Here is a 13,795-nt window from a genome sequence, read left to right as displayed (position 1 = left end):
TACCAGTGCACCCGTGCGTGCACCGGCCTCGCGGCCGGGCATGTAGACCGGATGTAGGCCCGGCGTAGCCGACCCGGGCATCCTCGCTCGGGACAGTCCCCACGAGCGAGGAGTCAGCCCATGCACCTGACGAGAAGTCGCGCCGGCAAGGCCTTCGTGATCGTCCTGGCGCTGATCGGCAGCCTGCTGGTCAACACGTTCGGCGCCACGGCGGCGCAGGCCGCGACGGCCCGGAACGGCGTCTGCGAGAGCGGTGAGATCTGCTTCTACTACAACAGCAACAACGCCGGGTCCATCTCGGATCACGCCGCTTCGGATCTCGGCAACTACGGCACCGACCCCGCCACCTGCTACGTGTTCCGCACCGCCGGCCGCAACGGCTACAACCAGTGCATCAAGAACAACGTGGCCTCGGTCTGGAACCGCACCGGCAAGACGGTCCGGGTCCACTACAACTCCTACTACGGCGGCGCGTACGACGCCGTCGCGGCCGGGGCGAAGCGCAACCTCAAGGCCGCTGTCAAGAACAACAACGCCTCGCACGACGTGAAGCCGTTCCGCTCGTCCGACAGCTGCAAGAACAGTTTCGGCAACCCCCGCACCTGCGCGGGAGCCGTCTCCTGGGCCAAGGGCAAGATCGGCGCGGCCGGCTGGGGCGGCCTCTGCGACCGGTTCATGGCCAACGCCTACGGGTGGTCCAACAGCGGCTCGCACACGGCCTACATCCACTGGACCCAGATCCCGTCCACGCACAAGCACGGCGGCGACCGGACGGTGCCGGCCGGCGGTCTCGCCTTCTTCAGCGGGGGCAGCAGCGGCGCCGGCCACGTGATGATCTCGATCGGCGGCGGCGAGTTCGTCTCCAACGACATCAACGGGTACAACACCATTTCCAAGACGACGATCGCGCAGATCGAGAACCGGTGGGGCCAGCACTACCTCGGCTGGGCCCAGCCCTGGTTCAAGATCAACCACTGACGCCCCCGAGGTGTGCCCGGCGGTTCGCCGGGCACACCTCAGGTGGCCGTGTCGGTGGCCCGCCCCGTCCGGAGTGTTCCCAGCAGGGCGCGGCAGCGGGCCTCGCCGTCCCAGCGCCCGATCCGGTGGAAGGTCGCCGCCGCCTCGGTCAGAGCCGCACGGGCCCGCCCGGTGTCGCCCTCGTCGTGCAGCACCGGACCCCACTGCAGCAGGGTCAGGGCCGTGCAGTGCTCGTCGCGCAGGCCGCGGAACAGGGTGACCGCCCGCTCGAGGTCACCCGTCGCCGCTCGGAGCTTCCCCCGTGCGTGTTCCAGCAGGCCGAGATCCCGCAGCGTGACAGCCTCGCGATGCCGGTCCCCGCTCCGCCGGGCCAGCCGCAGGGCGTCGTCGTACCAGGGCCGGGCCTCGACCGGACGGTGCCGGGCGACGAGCACTCGTCCGACGGATCCTCGCAGCAGCGCCTCGCGGGGTGCGTCCCCCGCCTCGACCACCGGCCCGAGCGCGCGCAGCAGGCATTCCTCCGCCTCGGCGAGGCGGCCCCGGAACCGGTACACCGTGGCCAGCCCGGCCAGGGCCATCGCGGCGCCGAGCCGGTGCCCCTGGGCCTCGGCGATCGCGTGGGAGGCACGCAGGCGCAGGGTGGCGGCGTCGAACTCGTTGGCGTAGATCAGTACCTGGCCGAGCCCGCGCAGCAGGGTGCTCTCGGCCATCGGGTCCAGACCGGGCAGCGCGAGCATCAGCTCCGCGCCGGTCCGCCAGTCGTCGTGGAGCGCCCTCTGGTCGTACAGGGGGGCCAGGAAGCCCACGAGCCGGGCCCCGGAGTCGGCCAGCTCCCAGGCGCGGGCCAGCCGGACGGCACCGAGAAGGGCGTGCCGTTCGGCGGCGAGCCACGCCGGGGCGTCACGGACCGCCGGCTCCGCGGACCGCACCACGGAGCCGACGGCGTCGTGCTCCGGACCGGCGGGCAGGTCGGTGAGCGGGTCGAACGGGCTCGGCGGGCGTCCGCGCCGCGTGCGGTCGGCCAGCACCGTCCAGGCACGCACCACCCGCTCGGCCGCCGAGCGGCAGACCACCGAGCCGCGGCGCGACGCACGCTCGCGAGCGTGCACCCGGATCAGATCGTGCATGCGGTAGCGGGCCTGGCCCACGGCATCGTGCCGCACGAGCTGGACCAGCCCCGCGTCGAGCAGATGGTCCAGGACGGGTTCGTGGTCGTCCCGGTTCGTCAGGGCGCCGAGCACCCACCCGGGCTGGTCGTCGGGACCGAGCAGCCCGAGCAGGTCGAACGCGAGGGCCGCCTCCGGGGGCAGGGTCCGGGTCGAGAGGTCCACGCTGGCCCGCACGTCGAGGTCGCCGAGGCTCAGCTCGGCGAGGCGGCGCGACTCGTCGGTGAGGCGGGCCGCCATCTCGCGCAGCGGCCAGGACGGCCGCCCGAGGAGTTTCCCGCCGGCGATGCGGACGGACAGCGGCAGGTAGCCGCACAGCCGCACGATGCCCCGGGCCGCGGCGGGCTCCCGCGCCACGCGTTCCGGGCCGATGATCCTCCCGAGGAGCGCCTCGGCGTCCTCCGGCCGCAGGGTCCCGAGCTGGAGGTGCCGGGCGCCGGGCAGATCGGTGAGACCGTTGCGGCTCGTGACCACGACGACCGACTCCCCGTTCGGCGGCAGGAGCGCCCGGACCTGCCCGGCATGGGCGGCGTCGTCGAGCACGAGCAGGGTTCGCCGGCCGGCGACCAGCGAACGGAACAGGGCGGCGCGAGCCTCGGCGGACTCGGGCAGGGGGTGCCCGAACCTGCCGAGGCCGTGCAACAGGGTGGCGAGCAGCTCACCCGGTTCCCGCGGGGCCGCCGACGTTCCGCCGAGGTCCAGGTGGAGCTGGGCATCCGGGAAGCGGTCGCCGATCAGCCGGGCGAGGCGCAGCACGAGGGTCGACTTCCCGGTGCCCGGCGCCCCGCTCACGACGACGACGGCCGGAGCGTCGGCGCAGTCGTGCTCGCGGACGTAGGACTCGAGGACCGCGAGCTCGCCGGCTCGCCCCGCGAAGTCCGGGACGCCGGGCGGCAGCTGGCGCAGCGGGCTCACCGGCACGGGAGCGAGGACCTGGGTGGCCCGTCGCGCCGGGGGGAGGTCGCGGTGCAGGATCTGCTCGTACACGGCGCGTGTCGCCTGGCTCGGGTCCGTGCCGAGCTCCTCGGCGAGGGTCCGGCGCAGGCGGTCGTACTCGAGCAGCGCCTCGGCCTCGCGGCCGCTGCGGTACAGCGCGATCAGGAGCTGACGGCGCAGGTGCTCACGGAACGGGTGGCGCCGGGCCTGGTCCTGCAGCTCGTCGACGACCGCCTCGTGCTCACCACGCTCGATCCGCGCCTGGAGCTGATGCTCGACGGCCGTCATCCGCAGGTTCTCGAGACGGACGGCCAGCGTCTGGGCGGCGGTCCCCGGTGACGCTCCGCCGAACGGGTCGCCGCGCCACAGGGAAAGGGCGTCGCCCAGGAGCTCGCGCGCCTCGGACAGCCGCCCGGCGCGGAACGTCTCCAGGCCCGACCTGACCCCGGTCTCGAACCGCAGCGCGTCCACCCCGGCGTCACCGGCCGACAGCAGGTATCCCGGGCCGCGGCGCCGGATCACGTCGGAGCCGCCACCGCCCAGCAGGCGCCGCAGCTTGCTGACGTAGCCGTAGACCTGGGTCGGCGCGGAATCGGGCGCCTCGTGGGACCAGACGTCGTCGATGATCTCTTCCACGGTCGCCGGGTGCGGCGCGTGCGCCACGAGGCTGCCAAGGACGGACCGGGTCTTGCCGGTCACGGGATGCCAGGCCTCGCCGTCGCTGATCTCCGGGGACCCGAGAATCCTGACCCGCATCGTGAGCATTCGGCGCGCCCCCTAGCCCGGGGGCCGGCCCCCGGCACGACGTGATGGCGAAAGCACTCGGCCCTGGTCCCGGGCCGACACACACAGTGACCAACCGCGGAAACCGAAGTCAAGGGGAGTTCTCCCCGTCACCACCCGCCCGCGGCCGCCTCGCCGCCGCATGCGTCCCGGAGAGGTCTCGGAGACCACGCCCCCGGTGAGTGCCATTCACCCGGATTATTCCCGTAATGTGAGGAATCGTCTCAGACAGGCGGTCCGGTCGGCTGACGCACTCCCGCGACGCGCGCGGGCGGGCCGCCAGGCAGCAACACGCTCACGAGAGGACTTCCATGAAGATCACGGTGTGGATCGTGTCGGTGATTCTGGCGCTGGCGTTCCTGCTCATCGGCGGCATGAAGGTCGCCGCCGCCCCGGCCGACCTGGAGGCGATGTCGCCCGGCGTACCGGTCGTCCTGCTCAAGATCGCGGGCTGGGCGGAGGTGCTGGGCGCGCTCGGCCTCGTCCTGCCGGCCGCCACCCGCATCCTGCCCGTGCTCACGCCGGTCGCGGCACTCGGTCTGGTGGTGACCATGGTCGGCGCGGCGGTCACCGACATCATCGTTCTCGGTGGCGCCGGGCTGCCGATGATCATCGCTCTCGGCGTGCCGGCCGCGTTCGTCGTCTGGGGGCGGCTCGGCCCGGCCCGGGTACTGCCCAGGGGTTCCGCCCGCGTGTCCGCCGAGGCGTGACCGGCCGGGTCCCGGCCGCGCACGTGGCCGGGACCCGCGTCAGCCCACCCCGCCGGTCGCGTCGATCGTTCCGGTGAGGAGCAGCACGGCCACCACGGCCGCGAGGGCGAAGCGGTAGTACACGAACGGCGCGAACGAGTAGCGCTTGACGATCTTGAGGAACGCCACGATCACGAAGTAGCCGACGACGCCCGCCACGATCGTCGCGATGATGGTCGCGTTCCAGCCCGGCGCGCCCTCGGGAATCGGTTCACCGACGGTCTTCAGCAACTGGTAGAACCCCGACCCGAACACGGCGGGCAGCGCCAGGAGGAACGAGTAGTCGGCGGCCGCGCCGCGCTTGAACCCCATGAACAGACCCGCGGCGATGGTGCCGCCGGAGCGTGAGACGCCCGGGACGAGCGCGAGGGACTGCGCGATCCCGTACGTGATGGCGCTGCGCGGCGTGAGCGTGTCGAGCTCACGCTCCTGGCGGGCCGTGCGGTCGGCCCACAGGATGACCGCACCGAAGACGGCCAGCATCGCCACGGTCAGCCACAGGTTGCGCAGGGTCGTCTCGATGTAGTCCTGGAACAGCAGGCCGAGCACCACGATCGGGATCGAGCCGAGGATGATGTACCAGCCCATCGCGGCGTCCGGGTCGCCGATGCTGATCCCGGGCCGCGCGTGCCGCACGCCCACCGAACCGGACATGGGCCCCAGGCCGAGCCGCAACCGCCAGTCGGAGCCGTTCGCTCCCGTCAGTGCGCGGAACCACGCGACGAGGATCTCGCCGATCTTCTTGCGGTAGTAGATGACGACGGCGGTCTCCGTGCCGAGCTGGGTGATCGCGGTGAACGCCGCTCCGGCGTCACCGGCGCCGATCAGCTCGCTCGTGATGCGCAGGTGCGCGCTCGAGGAGATCGGAAGGAACTCGGTCAGACCCTGGATGAGCCCCAGGAAGATGGCTTGCCACGACGTCACGGGCGGTAACCTTACCCGCTGCCAGGTAGCCTGCGAGCATGGAACACCGCAGGGTGGGGGCCTCCGGACTGCGCGTCTCCGAGCTGGGACTGGGGACGATGACCTGGGGCCGCGACACCGACGAGCTCGACGCCGCCGAACAGGCGCGCGACTTCCTCGACGCCGGAGGCACCCTGATCGACACCGCCGCCGCCTACGGCGAGGGCGAGGCCGAGAACGTCATCGGCACGCTCCTGTCCGGCAAGGTGGCGCGCGACGACGTCGTCCTGGCGACCAAGGCGGGAACCCGTCGTGACGCGTCGCGCGGAGCGCTCCTGGACTCCCTGGACGCCTCGCTGCGCCGGATGGGCACCGACCACGTCGACCTGTTCCTCGTGGCCTGTCCGGACGGAGCCACCCCGCTCGCGGAGACCTGCTCGGCACTGCGGCTGGCCGTGACGTCGGGCCGCGCCCGCTACGCCGGGCTGTGCAACCACCCGGGCTGGGCGACAGCCCGCGCCTCCTCGCTCCTGAGCGACGACATCGGCCTGCCCGCCCTCTCCCTCGAGTACTCCCTCGTGCAGCGCGGCGCGGAGCGCGAGGCGCTCCCGGCCGCCGGCGCGCTCGGCATGGGGCTGCTCGCCTGGTCGCCGTTGGGGCGCGGGGTCCTCACCGGCAAGTACCGGCACGGCATCCCCGCCGACTCGCGGGCGGCGTCGAACCATCTGGCCGGGTTCGTGGCCCCCTACCTGGAGGGTGAGGCGTCGTCGGTGGTCGACGCGGTCGGCATCGCCGCGGACGGACTCGGCCGCGCACCCGCCGAGGTCGCGCTGTCCTGGCTGCTGGAACGGGATCAGCTCGCGTCCGCGATCGTGGGGGCGCGCACCCCCGCGCAGCTCCGCACCAGCCTCGGAGCCACGGACCTGAGGCTCCCCGCGGAGGTGCTGTCCGCGCTCGACGACGTGTCGGCGCCGCCCGTCGGCTACCCGGAACGCTGGTAGCCGATGCCTCAGCGCGCGGGCCCGCCCGCCGGCGCCGCCGCGTCGTCGACGTCCGCGAGTTCGTCCTCGAAGTCGTAGTCGAGGTCGTCGTCCTCGTCCTCGTCGCCGCCGTCGTCGTCCTCGTCCTCGTCGTCGAGATCCTCGGCCAGGTAGAACGGAGTGACCTCGCCGAAACGCGTGGCCAGAGCGTCCTCGTACACCTCGTAGGCGTCGGCGAGCACGTCGTAGGCGTCGTCGACGGCGGGGTCGTCATCGCTCCGTCTCGTGGCGACCGCGTTGTAGTGGGCCTCGAGTGCGGCCACGAGGCGGTCGAGTGCGGCGCGCGGGTCAGCGGTCATGCATCGAACTCTACTGCCGCGCGCTGGCCTGCGGTATCGGTCAGCGGCATTCGATCGCCGGGTCGTGACCCGAATCCCTTGATCCTGTCAACGGATGGGCCACAATAGTCGGACGAATTGTCGTCTGTGACGGGGACGGTGACACATGGCGAGTGACGGCTCCACGTGGCGCAAGCACGGCCAGTACGAGTACCGGGTCGTGACCATCGACAGATCCACGAGCGTGCCCGACGCTCGCAAGCTCCTCACGGACGAGGCCGAGTACGGCCGCTGGGAGCTGGCCCGGACGCGGCTCTACCTGGGTGGCGAGCGCCGGGTGTGGCTGCGGCGCAAGATCATCCGGGTGCGGCCGACGCTGTGAGCACCCCACCTGAAGTCCTGTCCGACGACCTGACCCGGAGAACGCCCGCGGTGTGACCTGTGCCCCGGAACGGTGGCCGGGGTCCCGCCGCGTCACACCGAGCGTCTAGGCTGTGCGCGTGCATTCCTGGCCCTTCCCTCAGATCCCCGCGATCCCTGGCAGCTCCCACAAGATCCAGGTGCACGACACCTCGACCGGAGGTCTCGTCGAGGCCGCGCCCGGCGCCTCGGCGGGCCTGTACGTCTGCGGCATCACGCCGTACGACGCCACGCACATCGGCCACGCGAACACGTACGTGACCTTCGACCTGCTGGTCCGCGCCTGGCGCGACGCGGGCAAGGAGGTCACGTACGTGTCCAACGTGACCGACGTCGACGACCCGCTGCTGGAACGCGCCGCCGCCACCGGGGTGGACTGGAGAGATCTGGCGCGCGAGCAGGTGGCCCTGTTCGCCGAGGACATGACGGCGCTCGGCGTCGTCCCGCCGGACGTGTACAGCGGCGTCGTCGAGTCCGTCCCGGACGTCGCCGCCGCCGTGACCGCGATGCTGGAGACCGGTGCCGCCTACCGCGTCCCGCCGTCCGACGACGGTGTGACCGGCGACGACATCTACGCCGATCTGTCCACCGACGACGGCTTCGGCGCCGTGTCCCACCTCGACGCCGCCACGATGGGCGCCCTGTTCGCCGAGCGCGGCGGCGACCCGGACCGGCCCGGCAAGCGTGACCGGCTGGACCCGCTGCTGTGGCGCGCCGAGCGCCCGGGAGAGCCCGCCTGGGACGGCGGAACGCTGGGCCGCGGCCGCCCGGGCTGGCACATCGAGTGCGCGGTGATCGCCCGGGACGGGCTCGGTCTGGCCGGCACGGGCACGTTCGACATCCAGGGCGGGGGCGCCGACCTCGTGTTCCCGCACCACGAGATGTCGATCTCCCATCTGCGCGCGCTCGGTGTCCAGGCGGCCGGCGCGCACCTGCACGCGGCCCTGATCGCCTACCAGGGCGAGAAGATGAGCAAGTCGCGGGGGAACCTGGTCCTGGTCTCCAGGCTCCTGGCCGCGGGCGCCGACCCGATGGCGATCCGGCTCGCTCTGCTCGCCCACCACTACCGCACGGCCTGGGAATGGACCGACGCCGACCTGACCGCGGGCGCGGAGCGTCTCGAGCGGTGGCGCGCGGCGGTCTCGGGCAACGGCGGCCCGCCCGCCGACGAGACCCTGGCCTCCGTCCGCGCCGCCCTGGCACACGACCTGGACGCTCCGGCCGCGCTCGCCGCGGTGGACGCCTGGGCCGCCGACGCCCTGGACCCGGCCCGCGACGCGTCCGCCGACGAGGAGGGCGCCCCGGGCGTCCTCTCCCGCGCGGTCAACGCCCTCCTGGGCGTCCGCCTCTGACCGGCGCCACGGTGCCCGAGAACACCAGCACGGCCGACGCGGGCCGTAGGGCCGGCGCCGGCCGGAGGGTCCGCGCCGACCGGACGGCCGGGACGGGCCGGATCGGGGAGATCGACGGGCTGCGCGGGGTCGCGCTGACCCTGGTCGTGCTGTTCCACGTCTTCGGAGCGGGTCGGGTGTCCGGCGGCGTCGACGTGTTCCTGGTGATCACCGGGTTCCTCACGACACGCGCCGTGCTGCGCCGCGCGACGACCGGCCGGCTCACCGTGCCCGGCGCCTGGTCCCGTGACCTGGTCCGGCTCGCACCGACCGCGCTCGTCGTGCTCCTCGCCGTGGCCGGCGGCATGCTGGCGCTGCTGCCCCCGTGGCGGTGGGAGAACGTGCTGCGCGAGGTGGCGGCGTCGGCCACGAGCTGGGAGAACTGGCGACTCATCGATGCCGAGCTCGCCTACGGCGCGGCCGGCCCGGGCACGAGCCCGCTGCAGCACTTCTGGTCCCTCGCCGTCCAGGTCCAGTACCTCGCCGCGCTCCCGGTGGTCGCGCTCGGGTGCGTGATGCTCGCGGCACGGATCCGCCGCGTCCGGGGCCGCAGGATCACCCCCGAGCGCCTGTTCGGCGCGCTGCTGGGCGTGGTGACGGCCGGGTCGCTCGGGTACGCCGTCTGGCTCACCTCCGTCGCCCAGCCGGTCGCCTACCTCGACACGTCCGCCCGGATCTGGGAGATCGGCGCGGGCGGGCTGCTCGCGCTGGCCGTGGGCCGCGTGCGGCTGTCCCCCGCGCTGCGCGGCACGGCCGGGTGGGCGGGGCTGTCCGCCGTCGTCGGCTGCGGCTTCCTCCTCGACGGCGGACGGCTGTTCCCGGGCCCCGCCACCCTCCTCCCCGTGGTGGGCGCCCTGCTGGTCCTGCTCGCCGCCGACGCCGGCGAGCCGCGAACCGCCGGCACCGCGAGGCCGGGCGACTCCCGGCCCGGGCTGTTCACGCGCGTCCTGGGTGGCCCGCTCCCCCGCAGGCTGGCCACGATCTCGTACGCGCTGTACCTGTGGCACTGGCCGCTCCTGATCGCCTGGCTGGCCTTCACCGGCCGGTCCCGCGCGGGCGTGCTCGACGGCGCGGCCGTGGTGAGCGTGTCGGTGCTGCTCGCCTGGGCGACCGTGCGCTGGGTGGCACGACCGGTCGAACGGCGGACCGCGCGGCCCGTGGCCGATGCGGGCAGGAGCCGGCCGCGCCGCCGGCTCCCGGTCCGGACCGCCGCGCTGCTGGGCACGGCGTCGCTCGTGCTCGCGGGTGGCGCGTGGGCGAGCGCCGACGGCCTGGAGCGCGGACGCGGCGCCGCGCTCGCCGCGCTGACCGAGCCGTCGGCCGCCCATCCCGGGGCGGCCGTCCTCCGTACCGGCTGGTCCCAGGACGCCGGGCGCGCGGACGTGCCGTTCCGGCCGTCCACGGCGATCGGGGGCAGCGACGGACGCCACCTCACCGACTGCGCGAACGGGGACAGGACGAGCAGCGAGGTGGTCACCTGCGTCATCGCCGCCCCCGAGGCGGGCGAGCCGACCCGGCGCGTCTACCTGGTCGGGGGATCCCACACCCAGCACTGGGAGGACGCCTGGGTCCAGGTGGCCGACGACGCCGGCTGGGAGCTGACGGCCATGATCAAGCACGGCTGCCGGCTCACGGTCGGGCAGGAGGCCTCCCACCGCTTCTGCGTGGAGTGGTCCGCCGACGCGCTCGCGCGGGTGATCGCCGAGCGGCCGGACGTCGTCGTGGTGGAGAGCACGAAGACCTCCACCGAGGGCACCGACGTCGTCGTCCCCGAGCAGGCGGCGGCCTGGGAGGCGGTCACGGACGCGGGGATCCAGGTGGTCGGCGTGCGGGACACGCCGCGCTTCACCGAACGCGTCCCCTCCTGCCTGTGGAGCCACCAGCACCTGCCGCGGGACGAGGCGGTGGCGGCGTGCTCGGTGCCCCGCGAGGACCTGTTCGGGACCGGGTTCCCCGCCGTGTCGCCGGGCGCCGGGTCTGCCGTTCCCGGCACCGCGACGCCCGGGCCTGCCACGCCCGGCATCGTGCACCTCGACCTCACGGACGCGATCTGCGGGCCGGACACGTGTGACGTGGTGGTGGGCAACGTGCTGGTCTACCGCGACCACGACCATCTGACCGGCACGTACGCCGAGACGCTCGGCCCCGACCTGGACGCCGCGGTCCGCACGGCCGCGCCGTGGTTGTTCGAGTAGCGCCCCACCCGGACGGGGCGCCGGACCGCACGGCGCCGGCTCAGATCGATCCGGCGCCGCCCGGGTCCTTGCCGTCCTTGCCGCCACCGTCACGGCGGCGCAGGTAGCGCTCGAACTCCCGCGCGATCGCGTCGCCGGACGCCTCGGGCAGCTCGGCGGTGTCCTTCGCCTCCTCGAGCTGGGCGACGTACTCGGAGATCTCCGAGTCCTCGCTGGCGAGCTCGTCGACGCCCTGCTGCCAGGCGGCGGCGTCGTCCGGCAGGTCGCCCATGTCGATGGACTCGCCGAGCAGTTCCTCGATGCGCGTGAGGATCGCGAGCGCCGCCTTGGGCGAGGGCGGGTTCGCGACGTAGTGCGGCACCGCGGCCCACAGGGAGACGGACTGCAGGCCGCGCTCGGCGGCCTCGTGCTGCATCACGCCGACGATGCCGGTCGGGCCCGTGTAGGTGTTGGCCTCGATGTCGAGCACCGCCTGCACGCCGACGCTGTCCGAGGTCGCCGTCATCGGGATCGGCCGCGTGTGCGGCACGTCCGCCAGCAGCGCGCCGAGCGTCACGAACGACTCGACGCCCAGGTCCCCGGCCAGGTCGAGCAGCTCGGCGCAGTACTTGCGCCAGCGCATCGACGGTTCGATGCCGTGCACCAGCACGACCGTGCGCTCGGGCAGGCGGGCCACCCAGACGGAGGTCGTCGGCCAGGTGATGTACTGCTTGCCGTCGTCGTCGAACGCGACGGTGGGCCGGTTCACCTGGAAGTCGTGATACTCGTCCGGGTCCAGCTCGGCCACCTTCTCCGCGCCCCACACCTCGCACAGGTGGGTGAGCGCGCTGGTCGCCGCGCCCCCGGCGTCGTTCCAGCCTTCGAAGGCAGCCAGGAGCACGGTTCTGCGGACCGTGCGGGGGGTCGGGGCCTGGTCGTTCGGCTCGGACTGGGCGTCGGTCATCCTCCCACCCTATGGGGTACGCCTGCCGGTCCGGGGTGCGTTCGCCCGTGGCGTGGCGCGGTGTGTCCGGGGCACGGTGTGTCGGGGCGCGTCTGGAATTTCCGCGCACGTCTGCCGTTGGAATCAGCATGCACGAGCTAGAGGGTGAATATGTTCCGAGCACCGCCGGGTGGGTGCGTGACCAGGTGGAGGCGTTCGAGGCGTCGGGTGGCGCCGAGGCGAACACGCTGCGGGGCGGTGGTGACCCGATCGTCGTGATCACCAACCGCGGCGCGAAGACCGGCAAGATCCGCAAGACGCCTCTGATGCGCGTCGAGAAGGACGGCGTGTACCTGGCCGTCGGGTCGCGCGGCGGCGCGCAGAAGAACCCGGTCTGGGTGTACAACTTCCGCGCCAACCCGCGGGTCGAGCTCCAGGACGGGCCGGTGCGGAAGGCGTACGTGGCGCGCGAGCTGTCGGGTGACGAGCGGGCCGAGTGGTGGGAGTACGCGGTGGCCACCTGGTCGACGTACGGCGAGTACCAGAAGAGGACGGACCGGCAGATCCCGTTGTTCCTCCTGGAGCCGGAGGACTGAGCCCCGCCGTGCCGCCGCCGCCCGTCAGCAGGTCGTCAGGAGGCGGTCCAGCACGCGGGTGCCGAACTTGAGGGCGTCGGTCGGCACGCGCTCGTCGACGCCGTGGAACATGCCGGCGAAGTCGAGGTCGGCGGGCAGCCGCAGCGGGGCGAACCCGTAGCCGGTGATGCCGAGGCGGGACATCCACTTGTTGTCCGTGCCGCCCGACAGCGTGTACGGCAGCACGGTCGCGCCCGGGTCCTCGGCGGCGATGGCGTCGACCATCGCGTCCACGAGGGATCCGGTGAACGGCACCTCGAGGGACACGTCCTGGTGGATCGGCTCGACCCGGACGCCGGGTCCGGCCAGTTCCTTGAGGGTCTCGATGCCCTCGGCCTCGTGGCCCGGCAGAAGCCGCACGTCGACCGCCGCCGACGCCGAGCCCGGGATGACGTTCGCCTTGTACCCGGCGTCCAGCTGGGTGGGGTTGGAGGTGTTGCGCACGGTGGCGCCCACGAACTTGGCGGCCGGGCCGAGCGCGGCGACCAGGTCGTCCACCATGCCCGGGTCCTCGGCGAAGCGGGCGGCGTCGTAAGGCAGGCCGGTCAGGTCGGCGACACCGCTCAGCAGCGCGTCCACCGTGGGCGTGGGCGTGTAGGGCCACGCGTACCTGCCGATGCGGGCGACGGCCTCGGCGAGCGCCGTGACCGCGTTGTCGTGGTTGACCTGGGAGCCGTGGCCGGCGCGGCCGTCGGCGAGCAGCCGCATCCAGGACAGGCTCTTCTCGGCGGTCTGCAGCAGGTAGGCGCGGTGGCCGCCGACGTCCACGGAGAACCCGCCGACCTCGCTGACCGCCTCGGTGGCGCCCTCGAAGAGGTCGGCGTGCTCGGCGGTCATGTAGCCGGCGCCGAGCCGGCCGCCGTTCTCCTCGTCGGCGAAGAAGGCGACGACGACGTCGCGGGCGGGCTTGCGGCCCTCGCGCACCATCTGCCGCACGACGGACAGGATCATGGCGTCCATGTCCTTCATGTCGACGGCGCCGCGGCCCCAGATGAGCCCGTCGGTCTCCTCGGCGGCGAAGGGGTCCACGCTCCAGTCTCCGGCGGCCGCGGGCACGACGTCGAGGTGGCCGTGCAGCACGAGCGCGGGCCGCGACCGGTCGGCTCCTTCCAGCCGCACGACGACGGACGCCCGGCCCGGTTCGGACTCGAAGATCTCCGGCACCAGGCCGACCTCCGTCAGCAGCTCCATGACGTACTCGGCGGCGGCCCGCTCCCCCGGCCCTTCGCCGGTGCCGTAGTTCGAGGTGTCGAACCGGATGAGGTCGCGGCAGATGCCGACCACCTCGTCCTCGGCGGCGGGGACGGAAAGGGCGGGGGAAGCGGGTCGCGCAGTCTCGGTCACGTCCGACACGGTACCCGCTCCGTCCACGCCCCCCGGTGTGGACGGAGCGGGCCCA

General features: G+C 73.3%; 12 protein-coding genes. 7 read left to right on the top strand and 5 right to left on the bottom strand.

Features of this window, described 5'->3' with window-relative positions; all coding sequences use genetic code 11:
* Positions 1 to 120: 120 nt before the first annotated feature.
* Complete coding sequence (locus EDD34_RS20885) at positions 121 to 978, top strand: peptidase inhibitor family I36 protein (protein WP_211341531.1); 858 nt, start codon at positions 121 to 123, stop codon at positions 976 to 978.
* A gap of 38 nt (positions 979 to 1,016) precedes the next feature.
* On the opposite strand, the gene EDD34_RS08770 is transcribed toward EDD34_RS20885, so the two are convergent.
* Entirely contained in the window at positions 1,017 to 3,836 is a 2,820-nt protein-coding gene (locus tag EDD34_RS08770; protein ID WP_170177014.1) for an AfsR/SARP family transcriptional regulator, read from the bottom strand.
* 338 nt (positions 3,837 to 4,174) lie between these two features.
* On the opposite strand from EDD34_RS08770, the gene EDD34_RS08765 reads away from it, so the two are divergent.
* On the top strand, positions 4,175 to 4,573 hold the full coding sequence (locus EDD34_RS08765) for a DoxX family protein (protein WP_123814221.1): 399 nt from the start codon (positions 4,175 to 4,177) through the stop codon (positions 4,571 to 4,573).
* A 39-nt stretch (positions 4,574 to 4,612) separates the two neighbouring features.
* On the opposite strand, the gene EDD34_RS08760 is transcribed toward EDD34_RS08765, so the two are convergent.
* Positions 4,613 to 5,536, bottom strand: a complete 924-nt coding sequence (locus EDD34_RS08760; protein ID WP_123814220.1) for an undecaprenyl-diphosphate phosphatase — start codon at positions 5,534 to 5,536, stop codon at positions 4,613 to 4,615.
* Between the two features lie 38 nt (positions 5,537 to 5,574).
* Here EDD34_RS08760 and EDD34_RS08755 point away from each other — a divergent pair, with 38 nt between their 5' ends.
* Positions 5,575 to 6,516, top strand: coding sequence for an aldo/keto reductase (locus tag EDD34_RS08755; RefSeq protein ID WP_123814219.1), 942 nt, complete (start codon positions 5,575 to 5,577; stop codon positions 6,514 to 6,516).
* An 8-nt stretch (positions 6,517 to 6,524) separates the two neighbouring features.
* Here EDD34_RS08755 and EDD34_RS08750 read toward each other — a convergent pair whose 3' ends face one another.
* Positions 6,525 to 6,854 (bottom strand): primosomal protein, encoded by a 330-nt coding sequence (locus EDD34_RS08750; RefSeq protein WP_123814218.1) that lies wholly within the window; start codon positions 6,852 to 6,854, stop codon positions 6,525 to 6,527.
* Between the two features lie 145 nt (positions 6,855 to 6,999).
* On the opposite strand from EDD34_RS08750, the gene EDD34_RS08745 reads away from it, so the two are divergent.
* From EDD34_RS08745 to EDD34_RS08735, 3 genes are all read left to right on the top strand, one after another.
* A complete protein-coding gene (locus tag EDD34_RS08745; protein WP_123814217.1) occupies positions 7,000 to 7,215 on the top strand; it encodes a DUF5703 family protein in 216 nt (71 codons plus the stop codon).
* A 118-nt stretch (positions 7,216 to 7,333) separates the two neighbouring features.
* Positions 7,334 to 8,605, top strand: a complete 1,272-nt coding sequence (gene mshC, locus EDD34_RS08740; RefSeq protein WP_123814216.1) for a cysteine--1-D-myo-inosityl 2-amino-2-deoxy-alpha-D-glucopyranoside ligase — start codon at positions 7,334 to 7,336, stop codon at positions 8,603 to 8,605.
* Positions 8,606 to 8,616: 11 nt separating this feature from the next.
* Complete coding sequence (locus EDD34_RS08735; protein ID WP_170177013.1) at positions 8,617 to 10,839, top strand: acyltransferase family protein; 2,223 nt, start codon at positions 8,617 to 8,619, stop codon at positions 10,837 to 10,839.
* A gap of 40 nt (positions 10,840 to 10,879) precedes the next feature.
* Here EDD34_RS08735 and EDD34_RS08730 read toward each other — a convergent pair whose 3' ends face one another.
* Complete coding sequence (locus tag EDD34_RS08730; RefSeq protein ID WP_123814214.1) at positions 10,880 to 11,782, bottom strand: PAC2 family protein; 903 nt, start codon at positions 11,780 to 11,782, stop codon at positions 10,880 to 10,882.
* 128 nt (positions 11,783 to 11,910) lie between these two features.
* Between EDD34_RS08730 and EDD34_RS08725 the strand changes: the two genes are divergently transcribed.
* Positions 11,911 to 12,357 (top strand): nitroreductase family deazaflavin-dependent oxidoreductase, encoded by a 447-nt coding sequence (locus EDD34_RS08725; RefSeq protein ID WP_123814213.1) that lies wholly within the window; start codon positions 11,911 to 11,913, stop codon positions 12,355 to 12,357.
* Between the two features lie 24 nt (positions 12,358 to 12,381).
* Here EDD34_RS08725 and EDD34_RS08720 read toward each other — a convergent pair whose 3' ends face one another.
* A complete protein-coding gene (locus EDD34_RS08720; protein ID WP_170177012.1) occupies positions 12,382 to 13,749 on the bottom strand; it encodes a M20/M25/M40 family metallo-hydrolase in 1,368 nt (455 codons plus the stop codon).
* Positions 13,750 to 13,795: the final 46 nt, after the last annotated feature.

The sequence above is a fragment of the Myceligenerans xiligouense genome (genome assembly GCF_003814695.1).
GTDB lineage: Bacteria > Actinomycetota > Actinomycetes > Actinomycetales > Cellulomonadaceae > Myceligenerans > Myceligenerans xiligouense.
This window is presented reverse-complemented; position numbering and strand designations above follow the sequence as displayed.

What these genes read in the sequence shown, in the direction of transcription:
- EDD34_RS20885 (WP_211341531.1), top strand. Translation starts at nt 121, where the DNA reads ATGCACCTGACGAGAAGTCGCGCCGGCAAGGCCTTCGTGATCGTCCTG.
- EDD34_RS08770 (WP_170177014.1), bottom strand. Translation starts at nt 3,836, where the DNA reads ATGCGGGTCAGGATTCTCGGGTCCCCGGAGATCAGCGACGGCGAGGCC.
- EDD34_RS08765 (WP_123814221.1), top strand. Translation starts at nt 4,175, where the DNA reads ATGAAGATCACGGTGTGGATCGTGTCGGTGATTCTGGCGCTGGCGTTC.
- EDD34_RS08755 (WP_123814219.1), top strand. Translation starts at nt 5,575, where the DNA reads ATGGAACACCGCAGGGTGGGGGCCTCCGGACTGCGCGTCTCCGAGCTG.
- EDD34_RS08750 (WP_123814218.1), bottom strand. Translation starts at nt 6,854, where the DNA reads ATGACCGCTGACCCGCGCGCCGCACTCGACCGCCTCGTGGCCGCACTC.
- EDD34_RS08745 (WP_123814217.1), top strand. Translation starts at nt 7,000, where the DNA reads ATGGCGAGTGACGGCTCCACGTGGCGCAAGCACGGCCAGTACGAGTAC.
- EDD34_RS08730 (WP_123814214.1), bottom strand. Translation starts at nt 11,782, where the DNA reads ATGACCGACGCCCAGTCCGAGCCGAACGACCAGGCCCCGACCCCCCGC.
- EDD34_RS08725 (WP_123814213.1), top strand. Translation starts at nt 11,911, where the DNA reads ATGCACGAGCTAGAGGGTGAATATGTTCCGAGCACCGCCGGGTGGGTG.